The organism is Candidatus Peregrinibacteria bacterium (assembly GCA_016699755.1).
Lineage (GTDB): Bacteria > Patescibacteriota > Gracilibacteria > CAIRYL01.
On record CP065009.1, the window covers coordinates 859,668 to 883,542 of the forward strand.

Genomic DNA, 23,875 nt, shown 5'->3' on the forward strand with positions numbered 1-23,875 from the left:
AGAGATAAAAAAAGAAGAATTATATCGCCTCCTCGGCAGGAGATTTACGGTTAGATTTTAAAATTTGCAAGAGTTCTCTGATTTTTCTTTGTAAGGTGTTCGGAAAAGCATGTGTTTTCCTGTACCCAACATCTGCAAGGAAGAGGATGCGAAATATTTCCGATCGAAGATGTGAAATGTTTCCGAGGAGTCCCCATCTCTGCGACCCATACAAAGCCAGTGCTTCCGGAGACAATGAAGAGTATTGGTGTTGGTTTCCGTTTATTCTAAGACCTTTTTCAAGTCGAGAAATTTCTTGCTGCATCTCGTCAATTATTTTTAAAATTTCTGTAATCTCTTGTTGCTGATCTAGAGAAAGATACTGAAAAGTTTTCGCATACTCAATTCCCTCTCCAGAGAGATGACGAATGACATACTTACCATTTGATATATCCAAAACTTCTGACATAACTAATTGAGAAAGGGAAAAAATCTCTCATCTTCTGGGAGGCTATTTGTGATCAATGCGTTGTGCTATTTTAGCGTGGCATCATCTTCCTCCCAGATCGGCAGATCATCATTATAGGCATTGTCATAGTGCCGGAGGGAGGAGACGAGATTTTCATTTCGGAGAGCATTTAAATGTTTCCTTCGCTTGTTGTCAAATATTTTTTTCTTTGATTTCCTTTTAAAAATAGGATTTTCGTGTTAGAATGGCGAGAATTTTGAAGGAATGAACACAAATACAAAACAAAAAACTGCCCTCATTATTGGTGCGGGACCCGCAGGGCTCACAGCGGCACTTGAACTCCTCGAAAAAACGGATATCACACCGATCATCCTCGAGATGAGCGATAAAATAGGCGGAATTTCTCGAACAGAAATCTACAAGGGAAACCGAATTGACATTGGCGGACATCGGTTTTTTTCCAAATCGGATACGGTCATGAACTGGTGGCAAAAAATTCTTCCTATAGAACATTCCAGTGTTTCCGAAAACGCCACCAAGCGCATGCTCGTGCGAAAACGTTTGTCGCGAATTTATTTTCTCCGAAAATTTTTCGACTATCCCATTTCCCTTTCTACGAACACTCTCAAAAATTTGGGAGTCATTCGAACCACAAAAATTATTACAAGCTATATTCACACTCGCCTTTTTCCTATTGCGCGAGAAAAGAATCTGGAAGATTTTTTCATTAATCGATTTGGAAAAGAACTCTACAAAACATTTTTTCAAAAATATACCGAAAAGGTTTGGGGCGTTTCGTGCAAAAAAATACAACCAGAATGGGGTGCTCAAAGAATAAAAGGAATTTCTCTCACAAAAATTATCCAACATGCCACCCAAAAATGGCTTCCGAAAAAAGAAATAGAAGACATTCGCCAAAAAACAACAGAAACAAGTCTTATTGGAAGATTCCTCTATCCAAAATTGGGTCCCGGACAAATGTGGGAAGAAACAGCACGCATTGTTCGACAACGAGGAGGAAAAATCCGTATGAAGAAAAAAGTAGTGGAAATAGGGTTGCATCCAGAACGGAAAAAGATTTCCACAATCGTAATAGAAGACACAGAAACAGGTGAACGAGAGGTACTCAAGGGCGATTATCTCCTCTCAACCATGCCCATAAAAGACCTCGTCAATGCATGGAAAGGGAAAGTGCCAAAATCACTTCAAAAGATAGGAGAAGGGCTTGTTTATCGAGATTTTCTCACGGTTGGACTTCTCCTTAAAAAACTAAAGGTGCAAGAGAAAAATGGGGAACGTATTCGAGATAACTGGATCTATATTCAAGAACCAGATGTAAAGGTGGGGCGATTACAAATTTTTAACAACTGGAGTCCATACCTTGTGCAAAATGCCAAAACCACTTGGGTGGGACTTGAGTACTTTTGTGATGAAGGAGATGAAATTTGGACCAGAAATGACGAACGGATGAAGAAGTTTGCCACGGAAGAGATGTTAAGAATTGGGATGATAGAAAATACAAGTGACGTACTTGACGGCGTGATTATTCGTACACCAAAGGCGTATCCGGCGTATTTTGGAAGCTACGACCAACTTCAGAAACTCATTGATTTTCTGAGCGGATATGAAAACCTTTTTCTCATGGGACGAAATGGAATGCATCGCTATAACAACCAAGATCATTCCATGCTCTCTGCTATGGAATGTGTAAAAAACATTGCAGAGGGACGAACAGATAAAGAGAATATTTGGAATATCAATATAGAAAAAGAATATCACGAAGAGAAATTTCAAGAACAAACGCCAGAAAGAGGTGCAGAAAGCCCAGCACTCGCAAAAGAGTTTTCGTAATTATTCGGTAGAGACAGATTACAATCTATCGCTACTTGATTTTATATATCATATACACCTCATCCGAGAAAACCGGTTCCCCTTCTGGAATTTTTTCTTCTTTTTTCGCGAGCACAAAGTTGATGTGATACGTATTTTTGAGTTCTTCCCAGTACGTTACGAGATCACCCTGAACCTGCTTTCGATGTTTCCACTCCAATGCGTATGCCCGTTGAAATGCGCCCTGCCCCCCTTCTACTTGTGTGACAAAAATACTCTTTCCAAAACGATTCCGAAGATTCACTGCTTCTCCTTCTGCCCCTTCTGTGGCAAAAATGAGATCATTATTTGCAACATTTTCACGCACCCATAGTTCCACCTCTGTGGGATTTTGGAGAGGGGAAGTAGTAAAAGCTTGATAAGATTTTTGAAAGAAAAATCCAGAAGTCACAAGAAGAAAAATGCTGATTCCCACAAAGGCAGGAATACTTTTTTTGGGGTATTTCCCCGAACGCCAAAAAAGAAACACCAAAAGGAGGAGAAGAATGGGGAAAATCTGTTGCATCCACAAAGAAAAAAGGCCGAGAGAAACAAGTGGATCGAAGAGGAGATTTTTGAAGAAGCTGGAAAGATTGTGAAATTGAATCTGCACCTCTGCCGAAAAATATATAGTAAGACCGCAAAGAAGAATTGCCATACTGAAAAACAATATCTTCTGATATGACTTATGAAGCAATGTTCCTTGAACCTGAAGGAAGAGAATAACAAAGAAAACAAGGAGCGACAGAGGAACAAGAAAGTGCGTTCCACCAAATGGAATAAAGAAAAACGCAAGTGCGTACAGAATCTTTTCGAGAGATGTTCGCTTACCACCTGTCATCTCCCAAAAACACACAGAGAGCATGGCAATGACAAAGAGAATTCTCAAGAAAACTCCAACACGATAGAGTTGCAACTGACCAAAAAGTGAGAAATGAAGAGCATCAAAAAAGAGGAGCCCAATACCCATAAGGAAAACAAGGGAGAAAAAGAATATTCCAAATATCTCCTTTATTTTTCGAGAAAAACAGGAACTCGTTTCACAAATGCACAAAAAAAGAAAAAGAGGAAGATAGATAGTCAGAAGAACGCTCGGAGAAGAAAGGTGATCCCAAGAGAAAATCCACTCTACTCGTTCGCGCAAAAACGTGGTCCATTCGGCATCAACTCTCGTAAAAAAATCCATACCACTTGCACTCCCACTTCCCAAAAAAAGAAAAATGGTTCCGATGGAAAAGACAGGGAAAAGAAAATACCACAAAGATCGAGTATTCTTTTTCTGCCAAACATCAAAAAACAAAGTATAGACTGAGAAAAAGAACAGCACCGGAAGCGCACTAATAAAGTGAATAAGCACTCCGGCAGTAAGGACTATCCACGATAATAACTTTCGCTGAAGAAGAAAAAGGGCAAGCGCTCCAGTCGCAAGAGATAGGGCAAGAGATCGAGCATGAAGCTCGGTTCCAAAACTAAACGTCCAAATGGTGGCAGGAAGTGCGTTACAAACCGATCCTTCGTGACCAACGAGAAAAAAGATAGGAACGAGCAAAGAAAAAAGACGATTTTTTGAAAACGAAAACGCAATTCCAATAATCGCCAAAAAAAAGAGGAATTGAGAAAAAGTGGTCCACCAAAAAAGGGAGATGTATATATTTTCTGGATTACCAAGAAATGTAATCCCGACAAGTTCATCAAAAAAAGAGGCACTTGTTTGGGTATTTTCCATGAGAAAGTCCCGAGAATATGATTCGGGAACAGTCTTCTGAAAAAGTGGAGGAATGTAGAAATTCTGATCTCCGTGCTCAACCCTATATCCCGGAAAAAAGAAAAAAGAAACCACAACGAGGAGTGCGGAAAAAAGACAAGCAATGAGAAGGAAAACCATTTTTTTCTTGAGCTTCTCTTTTGCGGATATTTTCGATTGTTGTTGTTCCATTTTTTCAAAATCATCTCTTGAAAAAGAGTATACCGAAAAACCCAATCTTTTGCGACAACCTTTCAAAAACTACACCGCTCCTATTTCTTGCACAAGAAAGAATCGCTACAATGCAAAACATGAAATATGGTCATTCTTTTTCCAGCAGTTTTTGGCACCAGTTTTTCCGATACTGCCTTTCGGGAGGCATCGCTGCTGGAATAGATACCACCCTTGTTGTTTTCTTGACGGAATATTTTGGAGTGCCGTATCTACTCTCAACAACAATAGGATTTTTTGCAGGGCTTTCAACAATCTATCTTTTGAGCATGCGATGGGTTTTTCCTGCGACCCACAAAAAAAGTAAAAAAGAGCATACATTCTTTTTTTTCGGATTTGGCATTATCGGAATTTTCGGGCTTCTCCTGAGTCTTCTTTTCATGTGGATTTTTTACGAGAAACTCTCCTTCTCTCTTCTCATGGCAAAACTTATCACCACTTTTCTCGTGCTCTGGTGGAATTTTTTGGCGAGAAGAACAATACTTTCCTAATTTTCTCCTTTTGATATGCAACGTGTTTCCGTTATTGGCTTGGGGTATGTAGGACTTCCACTTCTTTGTATTCTGTCGGAAAAAGAAGAATTAAGCGCACATGGATTTGATATCAATTCCCAAAAAATAGCAATGATTCAAAAAAGGGAGAGTCCTTTTTCAGATGCTTTTATTTCTGAATTTTTCCAAAAAAATGGACTCTCCATTTCCGAAAAAGAAGAAATTTTAAAAGAAAGTGATGTTTTTGTGATTTGTGTTCCCACTCCAGTGCAAAAAGATTTCTCTCCAGATTACGAGCCACTCCTCATGGCTTCGGAAACCGTGGCAAAATATCTTCGCAAAGGAAATCTTGTTCTCGTGGAATCAACCATTAATCCCGGAGTATGCGAAGAAATGATCGTTCCACTCTTGGAACAAAAAACAAAACTCCTCGCAGGAAAAGATTTTGATCTTGCCCATTGCCCAGAGCGCGTCAATCCCGGAGACACCAAATGGACGCTTCGAAATATTCCGCGAAATGTCGGAGGAATTACGGAGAATTCGTGTCAACGCGCGGCAATTTTTTATCGGTCTTTTTTGGAAGGGGAAATCCATGAACAGAAAACGATTCGAGAAGCAGAAGCTACTAAAGTGGTGGAGAATACGTTTCGAGACATTAATATTGCGTATGTGAACGAACTCGCCAAATCGTTTGATCGCATAGGGATTGATCTTGTTTCAGTGCTTCGCGGAGCAGCAAATAAGCCCTTTGGTTTTCTAGCACACTTTCCGGGATGTGGCGTTGGCGGACACTGTATTCCTGTTGATCCGTACTATCTTATTCGCGAAGCGGAAAAAAGTGGGCTTGAGCACTCTTTTTTGCGAAGAGCGAGAGAAATTAATAACAGCATGCCAGAGTACACGGTTTCTCTTTTAGTGGATGCCCTTAATGATTGCCACAAATCAATTCGAGGAACGCGCATTGGGATTCTGGGCATTTCCTATAAAGCTGAGGTGGGAGATATTCGGAATAGTCCGGCAATGCACATTCGGGATATTTTGGAAGAAAAAGGGGCAGAAGTTCAGATGTACGATTCATTTCTCTCGGAAGTATCCGACAAAAAAAATACTGCTGAAATTTTGGAATATGCTGAGGCAATTCTTATCGCCACCAACCACAAAGAATTTCGTGCCCTTTCCCCTGAAGATTTTCTTCGCTACGATATAGGGGTCGTTATTGATGGAAAAAACATCTTCCCTGATCCGAAGTGTTTCTGGGAAAATGGCATTTCTTACCGTGGCATTGGACGCGGAAACCCCTCTTCTCCCGCATGACACACCTCCTCATTGCCCTCCCCGCACTGAACGAAGAAAAACGCATTAGCTCTGTTTTAAAATGCCTGCCCAAAAAAATCCTTGGCATTGAAGAGGTGCAAATATTGGTTATTGATGACGGAAGCCACGACAACACCGCAAATATTGCGCGAGAATTCGGGGTGGAGGTAGTGCAACACAAAACAAATCAAGGTGTTGGTACCGCCTTTCAAACCGCTGTCAAAGAAGCGCTCGAGCGAAAGGCAGATATTTTAATGACATTTGATGCCGATGGACAATTTAGTGTTAATGAAATTCCGACTTTGCTACAACCAATTCTTCAAAAAGAAGCAGATTTTGTAACGGGAAATCGATTCCCAAAAGGAGCTACTCGTCCAAAAAATATGTCTCGAGTAAAACATTGGGGAAACAAGAGGATGAGCAAACTCATTTCACGACTCTGTGGAGAAGATATTCAGGATGCAGCATGTGGCTTTCGAGCCTACTCTCGAGAAACCCTTTTAAACCTTAATCTCATGGGGAGTTTTACTTATACTCAAGAAACCATTCTCGATTTGTGTCATAAAAAATTTCGACTCGCACAAGTTCCTATTGCGGTTCAGTATTTTTCAGATCGATCTTCACGGGTTGCTGAGAGTATTTTGCGATATACACAGCAGTCGCTTCTCATTATTTTCCGAGCCTACCGAGATTATCATCCTCTTCGTTTTTTCGGATATTTCGCGCTCCTCCAAATGGGAATTGGTTTTTTTTTGGGAACAATACTTTTCCTTCACTATATTATCGCAGGAAGTTTTACTCCTTATAAGTTCCTTGGATTCGCTGGACTCGCCTTTTTCCTTTTTGGCGTCATTTTATTTGTAGTTGCCATTTTTGCAGATATGCTCGACCGCATTCGAAAAAATCAGGAACGGATCATTGCCCTTCTTAAAAAACAGGAATATGGAGAGTAGAAATATTTTTATTCTGCTCGGAACACGAGCACAACTCATTAAAATGGCACCAGTCATGGTGGAATTACAACAAAGAAACGCGCCATACCAATTTCTTTTTACCGGTCAACACCAAGAAACTATTGAGGACATCATTCAAAACTTTGGCATAAAAATGCCAGACAAAAATATTGGAGGAGATGAAGAAATCATAGGAGTTTTTCAGATGTTATTGTGGCTTATTCGCGTTTACAAAAATACCATTCGCAAAAAAGAAGAATTTTTTGGAAAGACCTCGCCAAAAGATATTCTTGTTGTGCACGGAGATACTATTTCCACTCTCTTGGGAGCTTATATTGGGAAAAAAATTGGACTTCGAGTGGCACATGTGGAATCTGGACTTCGTTCGTTTCGCCTTTTTCATCCATTTCCCGAAGAAATAGTACGACTTCTCACCTTTCGTCTTTCGAATATTTTCTTTTGCCCAGGACAATGGGCATTGCAGAATCTGAAAAAATACAGAGGAAAGAGAAAAAACACCGGACACAATACCCTACTCGATGCCGTGCGCCTCGTAAAAAATCCTACAAAATCTGAAGACATTATTCCGAACACAAAATTTATTCTTTGCTCTATTCATCGATTTGAAAATATTTTTCATCGAAAACGTTTTCAGAGAATTCTTGAACACATTATTCTTCTTGCCCACACTTTTCCGGTTCTTTTCGTCCTTCATCCCACCACAAAAAATCAACTCCACAAATATCCAGATTTACTTGAAATGCTCATACAAGAAAAGAATATCTCTCTGCGACCTCGATATGATTTCTTCACATTTATCAGCCTTCTCAAAAAATGTGAATTCCTTGTTACTGACGGAGGAAGTAATCAAGAAGAGTGTTTCTATCTCGGAAAACCATGCCTTTTGATGCGAAAAAAAACAGAACGCCAAGAGGGACTCTCGGAAAATGCCATTCTTTCAGAATACGAGCAAAAAAAAATAGAATACTTTCTTAGGAATTATTCTTCTTTTGTACGAAATCCTATTCCCGAAACAATTTCCCCTTCTCAAAAGATTGTTGATTTTCTCTTAAAATAGATAAGAATGATTTCTTCACTCGCCATCATTACCGTCAATTGGAATAGCGCCAAATTTACCAAGGCATTTTGTGAAAATTTAGATCGCCTTTCCTTCTCCCCCTTTTGTATTGTGGTCAATAACGACCCAAAAGAATCTGTAGCAATGCAAAAACTCTCAAAAGAAAAGCGGGTGATTCTTGAGACGGGAGAAAACAAAGGCTATTCCGGAGGAATAAATGAAGGACTTCGATACGCTATGAAAAAAACGGATGCTGAGTTTTTTCTCATCATCAATAACGATGTTTCATTTGAGGAAGATTTTTTTGATATTCTGCTCCATGGAATGCAAGCACAGGAAATTCGAAGTCCCATTATATTTTATATGAATACAAATATTATTCAAAACACAGGCGGGAATATTTCCCTTTTTTTGGGAGGAACACGAAACTGCAATAAAAACGTCCCACTCGAAAAGATAAAGGAGGGATCGCCAGATTTCTTGAGCGGCTGTTGTCTTCTCCTTTCTCGAAAAACGATAGAAGAAGTTGGATATTTCGATGAAGACTATCACTCTTACTACGAAGATGTCGATTTTTCTGTTCGGGCAAAACGAAAAGGATACAAACTCAACACTCTTACAGGAGCAAAACTCTGGCACTACCACTCGGCTTCCACAGAAAATGTTCCCGAATACAAAATTCGCATGATTGCTCGAAACAGCATTCTCTTTGCTCGAAAACAACTTTCTTTTCCAAGGAATGGACTATTTATTTTTTGTTCCATTCTTCGGGGCGCGTTGCAACACATTCCCAAAAAAAAACGAGTTCCGTTTTGGCAAGGAGTCTCCGAAGGATTCTCATTTCGTTTTTCCAAATAGGAGATGTTTGATACTTTTCAGCGCTACTTATTTCCGGTGCAATATATTAAAACAAGAATCATGCGCCCTCCCCTCCCCGTACCTATTCTTGAGGTGGGACCAAATGGTCCTGGTCTTTTTCGCTGTTTCCAAAATTCTGACATCTCCCTCACAACACTCGATATTACAGATGCTCATGCAGGGGAAAAAAAAGAATATCCTGAAATTAACTTTATCACTTATGATGGAGAAAAAATGCCGTTTCCCAGTGACGCATTTGAAATAGTGCTTTGTATTGATGTTCTTGAACACATTCCACCAGAAAAACGGAATCATTTTTTGGGCGAACTTTTTCGAGTATCTCGTAAAACAATTTTCCTTTCGTTTCCAGTCTCCACCTCACGTGCCCCCGAAAAGGTGCTCCAGAAAATCTTCTTTAATCGCTTTTCCTTTTTACGGGAGCACGAAAATTTTGGACTTCCTGAACTTTCAGAAATACATTCCCTCGTAGAAAAAAATACCGATTGGAAAAGAGTAAAAACTGAAGGAACAATAAACCGATGGCTGTGGATTCCCGTAAAACTCTTTTCTTCTCTTCTTCATCAAATACTCAAAAAGAAGAAACAGGGAATTCGACGAACATTTTCATTGCATCAAAAAAGCCTCGGAAAATTGCTACGATTCGGCACATGCTACTCTTATACTCTTCTTCTCGAAAAAAAATGAAAAATGGTATCTCCGCATATCTCGTGGCATATCATGAAGAAAAAGTCATAGAGCGATGTCTCAAGAGTCTTGTCGGAGCAGTTGATGAGATTATTGTTATTCACGATGGTCCCTGCCGAGATAACACCATAAAAATTGCCCAAAAATATACGAAAAACGTATACGAAGGAGAGCGACGAGGAATGACCGAACTCCATCGCATTGATGCCCTTCAGAAATGCTATTTTCCTTGGGTGCTTCAAATGGACGCAGATGAATTTCTTTCTGAAGAATTGCGAAAAGCACTCTCTAGTCTCACTCAAGAAGATGATATAAATGCTTATGGATTTCTCTGGAAAATTTGGAATGGAAAAGAATATCTCACGAACTCTTTTCCTTTTAAAACCGTTCTCTTTCGCAAAGAACAGATGGGATACATCGCCTGTCCTCACAAAAACCCATTCGTTCGCGGAACAACAAAAAATATCCCGCTTCCCCTTGAGCATCAGCCAAGTTTCAATAATTATACGCTTCGCATATTCCAAAAAAAATGGCGCCCATGGATAAAAGTGCACGCCACTTTTTTGACGAATGGTGATTTTCCGGCGTTTCAAACCTCCTCGAAAGAGCTTGAAGTATTCCAAAAAAAACAATGGCGAATACGGAAATATGCGCATCCAATCCTCGCACCAGTTTGGTTTTGCTATGCTTTTTTGAAATCACTCTCTGCTGGATTTTATAAAAACCCAAAGGTATGGCACATCCCTATTCTTCAGGGAATGTATGGTTTTTTCCTTTGTCTTGAAATATGGAAAAACAGGAGAAACTAGATTTTTCCATTATTATTCCGGCATATAACGAAGCAAAAAACCTACCACGATTATTTGCAAGTATCTCTCACATCGATTATCCGAAGGAAAAATTGGAAATTGTTGTCGTAGATGATGCCTCACAAGATGAAACGCTGAAACTCAAGAAAAAATATGAGTCGATTCATTTTATTCAGCACAAAGAAAATAGAGGGCGGTTTGCCACCAGAAAAACAGGAGCTCTCACAGCAAAAGGAAAGTGGATTCTTTTTCTTGATGCCCGAACCATCCCCTTTCCTGATATTCTAAAAAACATCTCTAAATTGCCGTATGATATTATTTTGGGTCACAGCCTTCCCCAAGAAAAAGAAACAATTTTTGAAATTTTGTTTCGAGCAATTCGAGAAAAATTTTTCTCTCGTTTTTATAGAGAAAAAGAAGGAATAATTCTTTTGACAACAGAAAATTTTGATTCCTATCCCAAAGGAACAACTCTGCTTTGCGTTCGAAAAGAAGTATTCATAAAAGCATATACTGTTCTCGATGAAAAAGATTTTGGAAAAGATTCATCCGATGATACCAAGGTTCTTCGATTCCTAGTGGGACTTGGGAATATGGCAATATGTCCAACTGTTCGTGTGATAAGCTACGGAAGGAATAATTTTTTTCAAAGTGCTCTTCATCTTTTTTTGCGAGGAGCAAAGTTTTTCGACTACTACGGAACGAGAGAGAAAAAGAATTTTTGGCTTGTCCTCATCATTCCAGTTATCTTGGGCACTATGCTTATCACTTTTCTTTGGGCTTTTCCAAAAATCGGACTTCTTCTTTTTGGAGCCACGTGGATTCTTCTCTCCTTCTGGCTTTCGGGAATGCAGAAGAGGTTCCTTCCTATTTTTCTTATGCTCCCTATTGTGACAACGCTCTTTTATCTCGGTATAATACGAGGAATTCTTTTGAAGATATTCGCAACAGAAAGAAAATGAACCATTTTCAAAGAAGCTGTACACTGACTTTTGATATTTGTGAGTTAAAAATGATTAAAAAGATCATTCGCCCCACATCATGAAGTGGAACCAGAAAAATATTATCATCGGGATATTTCTTGCTTTCTTTTTTCTCTTTTCAGGAATATTCCTCACAAAAAGCGAAGGAACACTTGAAAGGCTAGAGGAAATTCCTCTTTCTATTTTTGGGATATTGGCACTCATTGTCGTTATTGGACTTTTTTTGAACGGGCTCTTTCTTTCACTTGTCGCAAAACCATTTGGCATTTATATTCCTCGTGCCTTCCTTCTTTCTTGCGCCGCTTCACTTCTCAATATGATTACTCCATTTCGAGGAGGTGCTGTTTTTCGAGCATGGTATCTCAAAAGCACCCTTGGAATGAAATATAAAGATTTTGTCATCAGCCTTTTTGGAAACTACCTCATTGTCTTTCTCACTTCCTCTGGAGTGGCACTATGTCTGCTCTTTTTTATTCAGATGAAAAAGACTGAGTTCTTTTTTCCTCTTGCTCTATTTTTCAGTATTCTTTTTCTTGGGTGTATCAGTATACTCCTCTTTCCAAGACCAACATTACGAAAAGGATTTTTTGCTCACAAATGGAATAATGTTGTACAAGGCTGGAACCTCATTAGATCATCCCGATTACTTGTATCAGAACTCATTGTTATTGCCCTTGGAAATCTGCTTCTTGAAGCCATTGGAATTATGGTTATTTTTCATGGACTGAGAGAATCGATTGACGCAATCTCTGCTCTTTTTATTGCCGCATTTTTGGTGGTAGGAATTTTTATCAATATCACTCCTGGTTCTCTCGGAATTTCAGAGTCACTCACAGTTTTTGCAGGAATTCTCCTTGGAATTTCACCAGAGATTATACTCCTCGGAACACTATTGCGACGTGGTATTGGAATAATAACCATTCTCTTTTTGGGAATTCCTGCAAAATTCCTTCTTTTGTATTCCCACTCCCCCCTTGAAAAACAAGAAATATAACAATTTTCAGCGCCTTCTTTTGGTGTGTATTTGGACATCCCTTGTTGTTCAAGGACTTTTTTTTGTGTTCTTCATAAAAGAAGCGGTTACACCAGATGAGAACTATCATCTCTCGCTCATTGAACTTCACGCACACTCATGGAAAATGTACCCCTCGCATGTTCCAGAAACCGAAGTACATGGAGCGATAGAGGGTACTCCATACTTCTACCACCTCTTTATGGGAAAACTTTTCCATCTTCTTCCTCAAGGTATTCCTCTCCGAATTTTAGTAAAGATGATAGGATTCCTCTTTTCTCTTGGAACGATTTTCTTTGCATGGCGCACGTTTGAACATGTCGCGGGAAAAGGATACATAAACATTCTCGCTCTTGGAATCTCATCGCACCTCCTCGGATACATCTATTTAACGGGATCGGTAAGCTACGATATTTTTGCGAACTTTTTCGCCTCTGGAAGTATTTTTCTCTTTGTTGTTTTTTTGCAACAAAAAGATACTAAATCATTTCTACTCTGTATTGGATTTCTGGCACTCGGTTCCATAAGCAAAATCACCATACTTCCACTTGCAGGAATTCTTGGAATTTTGATGTTTGTTGCCGGAAGAAAACAAATATTTCAAAAACAATTTTGGGCGCCCCTCTTTGTAAAAAAAATGGGATATTTTCTTTTGCTCAGCACCGTGGTTCCAGTGTTCCTTGGAATCTACCTTTACGGAGGAAACCTTTTTCAATATCACCGATTACTTCCGACCTGCGAGCAAGTACTCTCAAGAGAGGTGTGTCAAAAAAACCCTTTTGTCAAACGGGATGAACGATTTGGAAAAGAACAAGAAAATATTCAAAACTCCTACGCCTACACGCCAATGAGCTATGGACTTGAATGGGCTTCGCTGATGAATCAAAAAATCACGGGAATAGAGGTCTATCAAAAAATCTGTCATACCAAAAATGCTGATTCTTGCTCGTTAGCTCCTGAAGAGTATTTTTGGTGGAGAGAACATATTTATCCTCCGAAATGGTTTCAGAATATAACAATAGTTCTTGTCGTGATTTCGTTTTTTTGTGCGACTCTCTTGGGAGCCACTTCTTTTTTTAAAATTCCGCTCTTCTCATATATGCCAAAGAAAATTCCTTGGAAATCTCTACTCACACTTACTATTATTACGATTTTTTATGCGACAACTATTCTGTGGGTGAACTATCATGCATACCTTCTTTCAGGAAGAACAAATACAGCACTTCACGGACGATACCTTTTTCCTGTTCTTCCAATACTGTGTTTTTTGGGAGTCTATTTTTTTCTTATTTTTCTTCCAGAGCGATTACAAGCGGTAACAACAGTATTCCTTTTTTCTCTCTTTTTTTGGGGATCGCTCCCCACTCTCCTACTCCATTCAGAGAGCAAATATATCACGACATTTGAAGAAGGACTCCTTCCCGATGGACCGTGCAATGCGCAATCTCCATACTGTGGACCGCTCAATCCAGATCAGTGGGAATATTGCCCTTCAGAACGCGCATGGAAATGTATTGACAAATAAGAGGGCTATTTCCGATTCCAATTCCGGACAAGAATACCAAGAAGAATAGCACAAAGGAGAATAACAGAGGTGGGAATAACACCGTACTCCAAAAGAGCATCGGTTTCATACCCTTTGTAATTTCTTCCGAAATCAACAAAAGCACTCTGCACCACAAGCCCCCCTAAAATAGTAGGAATAAAGAAGAGAAGGAGAAAAGAAAACCATTTTCCCAGTGGATATTTTGCATGTGCATTTACAAATGAACGAATATTTTCCGCCCCATATCCCCATGCCAAAACAAGAACTTCTGTAAACCCAACAGCAAAAATTCCATATTGAACAATAAAATGATCAACAATTCCCAAAAGGTAGAGACCATTTCCAAACGCAAAAGGAAGAGAAAGGAAAAAAAGAAGGGTACAAACAATAAGCACAAGAGTGGAGTAATCTCTTTTTGGAAAATAATCCACCACGGTAGAAACAACTGCTTGCACCAAAGAGATCGCGGACGTAAGTGCCAGAGAAAGAATAGTGAGGAAGAAGAGAATCGCCAAAATATTCCCCGCACCAGATGGAAGGAGAGTGAGGGCTTTTGGAAAGATAATGAAGGCAAGTTCTGGACCACCCTTAACGACCTCTGTCACCGCAACCCCCTCTTCTCCCGCCATATATCCAAGAGTAGAAAAAATAGCAATACCCGCAACAAAGGCGATAAAAGTATCTCCCAAAACCACAAGAAATGCGGATTTTACGAGATCTGCTTTTTTCTGGAAAAGTGCGCCATACGCAAACATTACTCCAAACCCAAGCGTAAGAGTAAAAAAGACCTGTGCAGCAGAGGCAATCCAGATGTCAGTATGCAAAAGCTGCTCCCATTTTGGAACAAAAAAGTATAAAAGTCCTTCTCCGGCATTTTCAAGAAAAACACCGTTGATTGCGAGAATACCAAGACAAAAAAGTGGAAGAGGCGTAAGAATAAGAACTGAACGAGAAATCGATTTCATGCCCAAAAAGAGAATGAAATAGACAAAAATCCACACGAGTAGAAGCCCAACAGCAATATGAAGAACTATGTCCCCCCACTCTTCAATACCCGAAGAACGGTGTAAAACGGTTTCGTAAAAAAATCGCTCTGTATCCGCTCCCCATGCGAGCGTTGGAGAGGAGATAAGATAGTTTACCGACCAACTCATGATAACCGAGTAATAGCTCATTACTCCTGCTGCAGAAAGCACCGCCCAAAAACCGAGAAATCGAAATGTTCCGCGTTTATCTGCTTTAGCAAGTGCCTCTGGTGCCGCTTTTCCCGTTTCTTGCCCTACTGCACTTTCCATAAGAAGAATAGGAAACCCAATAAGTGCAAGACAAACGAGGTATGCCACAAAAAATGCGGCTCCTCCGTACTCGTATGCCATATACGGAAAACGCCACACATTCCCAAGTCCTGCGGCAGAACCAATGGCCGCCAAAACAAATATTTTCCAGCTCGGCCAAGAGGAGAGCATTTTTGAGGTCGTCATAAAAGCAAACAAAAACAATCTGTTGTATGCCATACATTCCGGTTTTCATCCACTTTTTTTTCGTGCGCTTTCCTAAAAAATGTGGGATACTGGCGTTACTTTTTTACAGAATTGAATGTATACCGGACTCATTTCTCAGTATTTCGGACAGAATGGAAAACACACACAGCATGTCTCACTTCTTGTTCCAACGGTCATTGACAAAACTCCTACCGGAGAACGAGTTTATGATATTTATTCTCGTCTCCTCGAAGATCGCATTATTTTTCTCGGAAGTGCGATTAATGATGCCGTAGCAAATACGGTTATTGCCCAGCTCCTCTTTCTAGAGAAAAAGGATCCAAAGAAAGATATTACCCTCTACATTAATTCTCCTGGAGGAAGTGTTTCCGCAACACTTGCCATGATCGACACTATGGATGTTATTAAGCCAGATGTTTCCACAGTTTGTGTTGGAATCTCCGCAAGTGGCGGTGCACTCACGCTCGTTTGTGGAACCAAGGGAAAGCGTTTTGCTCTTCCTCATTCGGAAGTTATGATTCATCAACCGCTTGGAGGCGCAGAAGGTCAAGCAACAGATATCGCCATTGCTGCAAGTCACATTATTAAAACAAAGGACCTTCTAAATGAAATGATTGCTGAGCGCACTGGTCAAAAATTAGACAAGGTTAAAAATGATACAGAGCGTGACTATTTTATGAATGCAGAAGAGGCAAAAAAATACGGTATTGTCGATGAAGTTATCGGAAAATAATACCGTTTGATTTTTTATCATGCCACTTCTTGAATCTTCCCAAATAAATATGGGAGAGTGAAAGTCGGTGTGAGATATTCTTTTTTTCCTCTTTTTCTTTGGGATCATGAAATCATTCACAATTGCCTTTCTCTCCTTCTTTTTGCTGAATCCAATTGCTATTGGATTTTCCGATACCGAGCAACCCTCTGTTATTCGACTATTAGAAGCAAATATTTTTCCAGATGAGGAATATTTTCATCCTAATGAATCTTGTAAAAGATCAGATTTTGTCGTTTGGGCACTCAAAAATATTGGAGAAGATGTTTCGGGGGGACATTTTTTAGAACCTTTTGCTGATGTTGCTCCTTCACAAAACTTTTCTCCTTTTGTAGGAAAAGCTTGGCAAATGGGGATTGTTGAGACGAAGAAACTCTTTTGGCCATCTCGTGGAATTCAAAAAATTGATGCGCTCTCCATGGCACTCCAACTAGAAGGAATAAATATTCCTCGCGGTGGATTTTCGCTCGAATACAAAGACCTTCCCAAAGAGAGTTTTCAACAAGGAGTTATTGCCAAAGCACTTGAAATGGGCATTACACGAGACGAAACAAAAACAACGTTTGGCACAAAAAAACAATTAAGTCGATTGGAATGCGCACAAATTCTTGATGCTGTTCGTCTTTCTCGAAGCTCAGAACACCCTCTTCATATTCAAATCAAAACGAAAAAAAGTGAATCAGATATTCCTCATGGTGATGTGCTCTCTGAAGTTTTGCAGGCACTCACTACACAATATCTTCGCGCAGAAACCTTGAACGAAGACGGACTCATGGAAAGTGCCATTCGTGAGATGGTGAACACTGTCGGAGATCCCTACACGGTATACTACAATGAAGAAGAGGTGCGACAATTTCTTACGAGTGTTGGAGAAAGTAATGAATTTGGTATTGGTGCACAGGTCGATCTCAATAAAGAAAATCAACTTGAAATCATAAAGCCTCTCCGCAATAGCCCCGCAGAAAAAGCAGGTCTTCAACCAGGAGATATTGTTTTACGAGTAAACGATGTCGATGTTACCGGAATGCTCCTCGAAGAATCTGTAAAGCTCATTAAGGGAGAAGACGGAACGGATGTTTTTCTCACTATTCTTCGAGGAAAGCGAGAAAAAAAAATAACAGTAACTCGTGGAACAATTACACCAGAATCCATTTTTGCCAAACCATATGGAGAATATCTTCTTATAGAAATGAGCTTTTTTGGGAAAGATACTGTTTCCAAATTTCAACAAGTAATAGAACAATATCCAAAACTTGCAGAACAAGGAATTCTTCTCGATTTGCGAAACAACCCTGGTGGCTTTCTCGATACTGCTATTAATCTGTTAGCACTTCTTCTTCCTCCAGATTCTGTGGCCGTTAAAACAAAGGGGCGAGACATTTTTCACACAGAAACCGTCCGAGGACCAGGAACATACTCATCATTCCCTCTCATAATTCTGGTAAACGAAAGGTCGGCATCGGCGAGTGAAATTGTAGCAGGAGCTATTCAAGATCATAAACGAGGATCTATTGTGGGAAACACCACTTTTGGAAAAGGAACCGCACAAAATCTTCTTCAATTTAGTGATGGTTCTGCCCTTAAAATGACGATTGCTGAATGGCTTACCCCAAATGACAGAAGCATTCAGGGAATAGGAATTACCCCCGATTTTCCATTTATCGAAAAAGGAAGTGATACAGCAATTTTGGATTTTGCTTCTCGACTTATTCGACGAAACCAATGGAAACCGAGCGAAAAGGAATAATTCCCGCAACTTCTCATTTTTATATTGGAGAATACCAGTGGTCTTAAAAAACATCTCCGCGAAATAATCCTTTTATTATTCCGCATTCGTATGCCATCTCACTCCCCAAAAAACGTTAAAAAGAAGTCTCCTCCAAAAAGTCAAAAGGAGAGAAATGGTGAAAAATCACCACAAAACTCCAATGAAAAAAAAGAAGGAGTAACACCCAAAGCGCTACAAGTGCTCTCTTCTTTTTTTCAAAAGGGAAAAATCTTTTTCAAGGAAAAATTTCTTCTCTTTCGCAAAAACGTTCCAAGAGTCCAAGAAGCACTCATAAGAGGAGTTCCTTTTTTGGGAAAATGTAGTATAAAAGCGATCACCATGAGTTTTGAAATTCTCGCCTTTTTCATCACCATTACGATTATTTGGCGTTTTCACGCTCCACTCCTTCTTTCGTCTCTCAATTTGTACGACGAAGGAGTTTCGCTTATGGGAGCAAAACGGCTCAGCATGGGTGAACTCCCCTATCGGGATTTTTTCACCATTTACATGCCACTCAAGTTCACACTTCTGGGTGGCGTTTTTTATCTTTTCGGAACAAACATTTTTGTGGCACGCGTCTTTTTTCATGTCATTTCCCTTTTTGGATTTTCAGCGATATATCTTCTTTTAAGACGATCTTCAAATATATTCTTTGCTGTTTTGGGAACACTTTTCCTGTCACTTTTTGGAGAGTTATCACTAACCCCATTTTTTCTCGTCTTGCTTGCTTGGTGGATACGAGAAATGACACAAAAACCAACGGCACGATTCCTTCCTTTTTTTGGCGGAATACTCCTTGGGCTTCTTCTTCTTTTACGCATTGATTTTGGAGGAATGATGAGTATTTCGGTATTCTTCCTCCTGAGCACTTTTTTTCTTCTCTCCCGAAAACAGGGAACCTCTTCTCCCCTCTTTCTTTCACTCATTGGAAAAATAGGTATTGGACTTTTTGGCATCTTATTTCCAGTAGGAATAGCTTTTTGGAAACTTCAGCTTTTTTCCGAGTTCTGGAGCCAAGCTATTTCTTTCCCTCTTTTTGGAAAATACCAAGAGCTCCGTCACCTTCCTTGGCCAACACCCTCTTCTCTTGCCGAACCACTCTCGTCTTTTACCATCAATATACTCTCTCTCTCGCAAACATTTGCTTGGTTTTTTTGGATGATTCCATTTATAACCGCCACGGGATATTGGGTGTATCGTGGATCGCAAAAAGGATTCCCCAAAAGTGCATTCGTTACCAATATGTTTCTTGGGTTTTCTACTCTTGGCGCATTTTTCTACGCGAGTCACCGATCAGACTTTGGGCATGTTCTGTTTCTCAACGTCTTGGGAGCTCTTTTTCTTATTCATCTCTGCACGACCTTTCGACAAAAACGAGATACCCTATTCGTGCTTCCATTCCTTGTGCTTCTCGCACTTTCTCCCGCAATTGATATTTTGAAGAATCGGTCAGATATATTGGTATCAGGAAAGAAGGAGTATACTTTCTTCCCCGTGGCTTTTCCAGTATCACCACAAAATGACAATCTTCAGAAGACACTCGACTTTTTTGAAAATGTTCCAAAAGAAGAAAAAGTATATGTTGGCGTTCGGGATACGAGTCGGGTATTTGTCAATAATGTTGTTCTTCCTTTTCTCTTAAAACAACCGGTTGCCACAAAATACCACGAACTTCATACAGGAATTGTTACAACGCTCCCTATTCAGCGAGAAATGATTCAAGAACTCAATGATGTAAATTTTGTCGTGCTTTGGGAACAGTTTATTTGCGAGCCAAATTTAGGATGTGTTTCCACAAATGTTCACGTACTCGATGAGTACATTCAGAAAAACTTTTCTCGCGTTCAGAAATTTGGAGAATATGAGATCTTAAAAAGAAAAGAAGCATAGGCTAAGACCCATTCCTTCCGAAAAAAAGTTACGAGAAATCTTGCTTTTTCTCATATTCTTTGGTATTATGAGAATGAACACACAAAGAAAACGCCGAGAAAAAGCCAATTTGGCGAAGACAATGTGTTCAAAATGTTTTTTAATTTTTTTTCTTTTTTTTCACACACACATGAAAAAATTCGCTCAAAAGGGTTTTACCCTCATCGAGCTTCTCGTGGTGATTACCATTATTGGTATTCTCGCTACTGGAGCAACTGCCGTGTATTCTTCTGCTCAGCAGAAAGCACGTGACTCCATTCGTCAGAATGACATTCTCGCCCTTGCTTCTGCTATTGAGCAGTCGTTTGGTGACGATGCCTACTACCCTGCAACGAACGAGCTCTACGCACAGCTCGTATCCAATAAATACATGCAGATTCTTCCTGCTGATCCAAAAACCGGACAGGCAGACTCTGCCACTATTTTTGGATACGTCTATGGGGCAAGCAAAGATAGTAATAATGTTGCCGGACAGCTCTACGAAGTAAGCGCAAACTTTGAGAATGCTGGTAATGCCGCTTCAAAAGAGGTAAATACCTTTGATGGTGGAAACGATGCCGTTCGTTGGGAAAAAGGAGTTGGTCAGGATACGGTTGATACCGCAACTGACACTTCTGCTCCTACTGGTACCAACACCTACGGAGATCGAGACGGTGATGGAACTGATGAGGCTGGTGATGCCACCGCTATTGATGATGTTACCTCAGCTTCCTAATCCATATTGAGATACGGATTTCAAAAACCCCGTCCCGATTTTAATCAGGACGGGGTTTTTTTTATGCTCAAAATGGGAGATACTCCCTCAGATTTTTCTCATAGCACAATGTTCATTGTTCTCGAGGGCATTGACGGCAGCGGAACAACGACCCAAGCGAATCTACTCAGCAAAGCCCTTTTCCAAAAAAATATTATAACCTTTCTCACAGCAGAACCAACAGATAGAAGCATTGGGAAATTCATTCGCACAGCACTTTCTGGAGAGAGACGGTTTTCTCCGCGCGCACTTCAGCTCCTCTTTTGTGCAGATCGAGAAGAGCATTTATGCAAAGAAATACTTCCGGCGCTCAGAAAAGGAGAAACGGTTTTATGCGATCGCTATACAATAAGCACTATCGCCTATTCTGCTCTTTCGGGAGACATGAATTTTTTTTCAGGAATCAGTGCATTCTTCCCAGAACCAGATCTCACTATTTTTCTTACAATATCAGTAGAAAATGCACTAAAGAGAATTGCACAACGCTCAGATCAGCGAGATATTTTTGAACAACAAGAAAAGCTAGAAATTATCGCCAAAGAATATGACCGACAAATGGAACGGATTTCAGAAGAAAAAAAATTGATTTTGGACGCCATGCAATCTCCAGAAGAAATTCATCAGAAGATTTGGAATCGTATATTTAGCAAGAAAAATTCGTAACCTGTCGTTACCAAATTTAAAATGGAAATGGGGATTATTCTGTCAACCAGCGTGGTTGACCAAGTGTCCAGCGAATTGTCTTTTCCAGAGAGTCCTCAAAGGTTTTTGGCATTTTCCATCCCAACGAGAAGATTTTTGACCCGTCGAGACTATATCGAAGGTCGTGTCCTGGGCGAGAAGAATGAAAATCGGTCATTTCGTAATGGAGCGGCTTTTCGAGAATCTTCGCAATAAACTCCGCCATTTCCAAGTTATCGACCTCTTTTTCTCCGGTAATGTGAAAATCCTCGCCAATCACCGAAGCACCTTCTTCGATCTTTTGAATTAAAAAAGAATAGGCATCTGCCACGTTTCGCGCATGAATATAAAAACGACTTCCTGCTTTTGTTTTTTCAGGATTGGAATGAATAGAAATAGCTTCTCCACTTTGAACAGCATTGATCACCTTGGGGATAAATTTTTCGGGATGTTGTCGCTCGCCAAAAATATTCATAGAACGAGTGATGATCGCCGGCAATTGATATGAATTTCGGTATGATTTTACAAGCATCTCTCCACCACTCTTTGTTGCAGAATAGGGATTTGTCGGGTTATGCCGATCCTCTTCTCTGTAGTTGATTCCCTCAGAAGCCGGACCGAACACTTCATCCGTAGAAAAGTAGAAAAAACACTGCAACTGAGGAAGTGACCGAGCAAATTCCAAAATATGATATGTTCCAACAACATTACTGAGTACAAAAGGCTCGGGGTTCGTAATAGAGTGATCGACATGGCTTTCCGCACCAAGGTGGAGAATGTAATCTACATTCCCAATTTCTTGTTTTACCCCAACTGTAAGCGGATAACAAAAATCGGCACAAAGTACGGTGACACGCTTATCATCATATGCAGAAATATCGCGCAAGCGATCGAAACCAAGCGCCGCGTAATTGAGCTTATCGAACACAACAATCTCGACATCGGTTGTTTTGAGAAAATGTTCCACAATATGATGTCCCACAAAACCTGCTCCACCAGTGATAAGAATGCGCATAAGATTACAAATACAAAAAAACGAGACTATTATTTCAGAAAAAAAATGAAAAAACACTTTTCTTTTTTGAGAGAAAATATAAAAACTATGGTGTGCAAAAGACGAATTGGAAAAATCGACTTTACAGAGCACATAACCAAAATCAGGATGACTGACTCTCTCTTTTCTCACACCGCAAAAATATCTGCGCCACTTGCAGAGCGTCTTCGCCCCATATCGCTTACCGATATATTTGGGCAAGATCACTTGCGAGAACCTTTTCAGAAACTCATTGCTTCTGAGGGGATGATTTCTTTTGTCCTCTGGGGTCCACCCGGAACAGGAAAAACAACCATCGCTCGTATTTTTGCAGATCAGAAAGATGCTCATTTCGAACCATTTTCTGCCGTTTCTGAAGGAGTCAAACGTATACGAGAAATTGCAGAAGAATCAAAAAACAGACGAGAACTTTTGGGGAAAAAAACCATTCTCTTTGTTGATGAAATCCATGCACTCAAAAAAAGCCAACAAGATGTCCTACTCCCCCATTTAGAATCGGGAATTTTCTATCTCATTGGTGCCACGACAGAAAATCCAAGTTTTTCTCTGAATAGTGCCCTCCTTTCGCGCATTCGTGTATTCCTTCTTCGAACGCTTTCAGAAGATGCTCTTCGAAATATTCTCCAACACGCGAAAGATACCTCTGGAAGAGAAGTTGAAAAAGCGGCAGAAAACTTTCTCATCGCTTTTGCCAATGGAGATGCACGAACTCTTCTAAATCTCCTAGAAGCTTCTTTTTTACAGGAAAATGGAATGATAAAAGAGAAACATCTTCGTAAAATTGCCACAGAAAAAACAATTCGATACGACGCATCAGGAGATGAGCATTATTGGAGTGTATCCGCATTTATCAAATCGATGCGAGCCAGTGACGAAAATGCCACTGTCTATTACCTCGCGAGGATGCTTTCTGGCGGAGAAGATCCGCGATTTATTGCAAGAAGAATGATTATTTTTGCGAGCGAAGATATTGGATTAGCAGATCCAAAAGGGCTCCTTCTCGCCACCACCGCTATGAACGCAACAGAAAAAATAGGAATGCCAGAGGTACGCATTGTTCTCTCACATGTCGCAACATATTTGGCTCGTGCCCCAAAAAATAATGATACCTACTGTGCCATTAATGCGGCAATGGAGGAAGTTGCAAAGAGTGGAAATCTTCCTGTTCCTTTGCATCTCAGAAATGCCTCGACAAATTTCTTAAAAACTATTGGTTTTGGGAAAAATTATGAATATCCGCATAATGGAAAGAAGAACACAAAAAATCTCCCAAGCGTTCTTGTAAACACAAACTTCTTTCAAAAAGAAAGTGAAATTGAAAGCCGTTCATAAAAAACATTTGACAGAAGAGAAGTGAGTTTCGTAGAATTCTCT

General features: G+C 40.0%; 21 protein-coding genes. 17 read left to right on the top strand and 4 right to left on the bottom strand.

The window, feature by feature from the left end; translation table 11 throughout:
* Window positions 1–19 precede the first annotated feature (19 nt).
* The gene (locus tag IPN35_03785) at window positions 20–448 is read right to left on the bottom strand and encodes a hypothetical protein (protein QQS58697.1); all 429 of its coding nucleotides are present in this window, start codon (window positions 446–448) and stop codon (window positions 20–22) included.
* A gap of 264 nt (window positions 449–712) precedes the next feature.
* On the opposite strand from IPN35_03785, the gene IPN35_03790 reads away from it, so the two are divergent.
* Window positions 713–2,299, top strand: a complete 1,587-nt coding sequence (locus tag IPN35_03790) for an NAD(P)/FAD-dependent oxidoreductase (GenBank protein ID QQS58698.1) — start codon at window positions 713–715, stop codon at window positions 2,297–2,299.
* A gap of 31 nt (window positions 2,300–2,330) precedes the next feature.
* Here IPN35_03790 and IPN35_03795 read toward each other — a convergent pair whose 3' ends face one another.
* A complete protein-coding gene (locus IPN35_03795; protein QQS58699.1) occupies window positions 2,331–4,253 on the bottom strand; it encodes a hypothetical protein in 1,923 nt (640 codons plus the stop codon).
* A gap of 17 nt (window positions 4,254–4,270) precedes the next feature.
* On the opposite strand from IPN35_03795, the gene IPN35_03800 reads away from it, so the two are divergent.
* The 10 genes from IPN35_03800 to IPN35_03845 all read left to right on the top strand — a co-directional run bounded on the left by IPN35_03800 (window position 4,271) and on the right by IPN35_03845 (window position 14,020).
* Window positions 4,271–4,783, top strand: a complete 513-nt coding sequence (locus IPN35_03800) for a GtrA family protein (GenBank protein ID QQS58700.1) — start codon at window positions 4,271–4,273, stop codon at window positions 4,781–4,783.
* Window positions 4,784–4,798: 15 nt separating this feature from the next.
* Entirely contained in the window at window positions 4,799–6,097 is a 1,299-nt protein-coding gene (locus tag IPN35_03805) for a nucleotide sugar dehydrogenase (GenBank protein ID QQS58701.1), read from the top strand.
* Window positions 6,094–7,050, top strand: a complete 957-nt coding sequence (locus tag IPN35_03810; protein QQS58702.1) for a glycosyltransferase family 2 protein — start codon at window positions 6,094–6,096, stop codon at window positions 7,048–7,050. Before IPN35_03805 ends, IPN35_03810 begins: the two co-directional genes overlap by 4 nt.
* A complete protein-coding gene (locus IPN35_03815; GenBank protein ID QQS58703.1) occupies window positions 7,040–8,128 on the top strand; it encodes a UDP-N-acetylglucosamine 2-epimerase in 1,089 nt (362 codons plus the stop codon). Before IPN35_03810 ends, IPN35_03815 begins: the two co-directional genes overlap by 11 nt.
* Before the next feature lie 6 nt (window positions 8,129–8,134).
* Window positions 8,135–8,986, top strand: a complete 852-nt coding sequence (locus IPN35_03820; GenBank protein QQS58704.1) for a glycosyltransferase family 2 protein — start codon at window positions 8,135–8,137, stop codon at window positions 8,984–8,986.
* 3 nt (window positions 8,987–8,989) lie between these two features.
* Window positions 8,990–9,691, top strand: a complete 702-nt coding sequence (locus tag IPN35_03825; protein QQS58705.1) for a class I SAM-dependent methyltransferase — start codon at window positions 8,990–8,992, stop codon at window positions 9,689–9,691.
* Complete coding sequence (locus tag IPN35_03830) at window positions 9,688–10,500, top strand: glycosyltransferase (GenBank protein ID QQS58706.1); 813 nt, start codon at window positions 9,688–9,690, stop codon at window positions 10,498–10,500. The genes IPN35_03825 and IPN35_03830 overlap by 4 nt, the downstream gene beginning before the upstream one ends.
* Entirely contained in the window at window positions 10,479–11,462 is a 984-nt protein-coding gene (locus IPN35_03835; protein QQS58707.1) for a glycosyltransferase family 2 protein, read from the top strand. The genes IPN35_03830 and IPN35_03835 overlap by 22 nt, the downstream gene beginning before the upstream one ends.
* 79 nt (window positions 11,463–11,541) lie before the next feature.
* Window positions 11,542–12,477, top strand: coding sequence for a flippase-like domain-containing protein (locus IPN35_03840; protein ID QQS58708.1), 936 nt, complete (start codon window positions 11,542–11,544; stop codon window positions 12,475–12,477).
* Window positions 12,458–14,020 (top strand): hypothetical protein, encoded by a 1,563-nt coding sequence (locus IPN35_03845; GenBank protein ID QQS58709.1) that lies wholly within the window; start codon window positions 12,458–12,460, stop codon window positions 14,018–14,020. The genes IPN35_03840 and IPN35_03845 overlap by 20 nt, the downstream gene beginning before the upstream one ends.
* 5 nt (window positions 14,021–14,025) lie before the next feature.
* Here the strand turns inward: IPN35_03845 and IPN35_03850 are convergent, their stop codons facing one another.
* Window positions 14,026–15,522 (bottom strand): sodium-dependent transporter, encoded by a 1,497-nt coding sequence (locus tag IPN35_03850; protein QQS58710.1) that lies wholly within the window; start codon window positions 15,520–15,522, stop codon window positions 14,026–14,028.
* A gap of 115 nt (window positions 15,523–15,637) precedes the next feature.
* On the opposite strand from IPN35_03850, the gene IPN35_03855 reads away from it, so the two are divergent.
* From IPN35_03855 to tmk, 5 genes are all read left to right on the top strand, one after another.
* On the top strand, window positions 15,638–16,276 hold the full coding sequence (locus IPN35_03855) for an ATP-dependent Clp protease proteolytic subunit (protein QQS58711.1): 639 nt from the start codon (window positions 15,638–15,640) through the stop codon (window positions 16,274–16,276).
* A 106-nt stretch (window positions 16,277–16,382) separates the two neighbouring features.
* On the top strand, window positions 16,383–18,062 hold the full coding sequence (locus IPN35_03860; protein QQS58712.1) for a S41 family peptidase: 1,680 nt from the start codon (window positions 16,383–16,385) through the stop codon (window positions 18,060–18,062).
* 90 nt (window positions 18,063–18,152) lie between these two features.
* Window positions 18,153–19,973: a hypothetical protein gene (locus IPN35_03865; protein ID QQS58713.1), complete on the top strand. Its 1,821-nt coding sequence runs from the start codon at window positions 18,153–18,155 to the stop codon at window positions 19,971–19,973.
* Between the two features lie 169 nt (window positions 19,974–20,142).
* Window positions 20,143–20,727: a prepilin-type N-terminal cleavage/methylation domain-containing protein gene (locus tag IPN35_03870; protein QQS58714.1), complete on the top strand. Its 585-nt coding sequence runs from the start codon at window positions 20,143–20,145 to the stop codon at window positions 20,725–20,727.
* Window positions 20,728–20,835: 108 nt separating this feature from the next.
* Window positions 20,836–21,429 (top strand): dTMP kinase, encoded by a 594-nt coding sequence (gene tmk / locus IPN35_03875; protein ID QQS58715.1) that lies wholly within the window; start codon window positions 20,836–20,838, stop codon window positions 21,427–21,429.
* 34 nt (window positions 21,430–21,463) lie between these two features.
* Here tmk and IPN35_03880 read toward each other — a convergent pair whose 3' ends face one another.
* Complete coding sequence (locus IPN35_03880; protein QQS58716.1) at window positions 21,464–22,462, bottom strand: GDP-mannose 4,6-dehydratase; 999 nt, start codon at window positions 22,460–22,462, stop codon at window positions 21,464–21,466.
* A 45-nt stretch (window positions 22,463–22,507) separates the two neighbouring features.
* On the opposite strand from IPN35_03880, the gene IPN35_03885 reads away from it, so the two are divergent.
* Window positions 22,508–23,833 carry a replication-associated recombination protein A gene (locus tag IPN35_03885; protein ID QQS58717.1) on the top strand — a complete coding sequence of 442 codons (1,326 nt, stop codon included), beginning with the start codon at window positions 22,508–22,510 and terminating at the stop codon, window positions 23,831–23,833.
* Window positions 23,834–23,875 lie beyond the last annotated feature (42 nt).

Bases quoted from the DNA above. Each gene is read 5' to 3' on its own strand.
- IPN35_03785 (QQS58697.1), bottom strand. From the start codon at position 448: ATGTCAGAAGTTTTGGATATATCAAATGGTAAGTATGTCATTCGTCAT.
- IPN35_03790 (QQS58698.1), top strand. From the start codon at position 713: ATGAACACAAATACAAAACAAAAAACTGCCCTCATTATTGGTGCGGGA.
- IPN35_03795 (QQS58699.1), bottom strand. From the start codon at position 4,253: ATGGAACAACAACAATCGAAAATATCCGCAAAAGAGAAGCTCAAGAAA.
- IPN35_03805 (QQS58701.1), top strand. From the start codon at position 4,799: ATGCAACGTGTTTCCGTTATTGGCTTGGGGTATGTAGGACTTCCACTT.
- IPN35_03810 (QQS58702.1), top strand. From the start codon at position 6,094: ATGACACACCTCCTCATTGCCCTCCCCGCACTGAACGAAGAAAAACGC.
- IPN35_03815 (QQS58703.1), top strand. From the start codon at position 7,040: ATGGAGAGTAGAAATATTTTTATTCTGCTCGGAACACGAGCACAACTC.
- IPN35_03820 (QQS58704.1), top strand. From the start codon at position 8,135: ATGATTTCTTCACTCGCCATCATTACCGTCAATTGGAATAGCGCCAAA.
- IPN35_03825 (QQS58705.1), top strand. From the start codon at position 8,990: ATGTTTGATACTTTTCAGCGCTACTTATTTCCGGTGCAATATATTAAA.
- IPN35_03830 (QQS58706.1), top strand. From the start codon at position 9,688: ATGAAAAATGGTATCTCCGCATATCTCGTGGCATATCATGAAGAAAAA.
- IPN35_03835 (QQS58707.1), top strand. From the start codon at position 10,479: ATGGAAAAACAGGAGAAACTAGATTTTTCCATTATTATTCCGGCATAT.
- IPN35_03840 (QQS58708.1), top strand. From the start codon at position 11,542: ATGAAGTGGAACCAGAAAAATATTATCATCGGGATATTTCTTGCTTTC.
- IPN35_03850 (QQS58710.1), bottom strand. From the start codon at position 15,522: ATGACGACCTCAAAAATGCTCTCCTCTTGGCCGAGCTGGAAAATATTT.
- IPN35_03855 (QQS58711.1), top strand. From the start codon at position 15,638: ATGTATACCGGACTCATTTCTCAGTATTTCGGACAGAATGGAAAACAC.
- IPN35_03860 (QQS58712.1), top strand. From the start codon at position 16,383: ATGAAATCATTCACAATTGCCTTTCTCTCCTTCTTTTTGCTGAATCCA.
- IPN35_03865 (QQS58713.1), top strand. From the start codon at position 18,153: ATGCCATCTCACTCCCCAAAAAACGTTAAAAAGAAGTCTCCTCCAAAA.
- IPN35_03870 (QQS58714.1), top strand. From the start codon at position 20,143: ATGAAAAAATTCGCTCAAAAGGGTTTTACCCTCATCGAGCTTCTCGTG.
- tmk (QQS58715.1), top strand. From the start codon at position 20,836: ATGTTCATTGTTCTCGAGGGCATTGACGGCAGCGGAACAACGACCCAA.
- IPN35_03880 (QQS58716.1), bottom strand. From the start codon at position 22,462: ATGCGCATTCTTATCACTGGTGGAGCAGGTTTTGTGGGACATCATATT.
- IPN35_03885 (QQS58717.1), top strand. From the start codon at position 22,508: ATGAAAAAACACTTTTCTTTTTTGAGAGAAAATATAAAAACTATGGTG.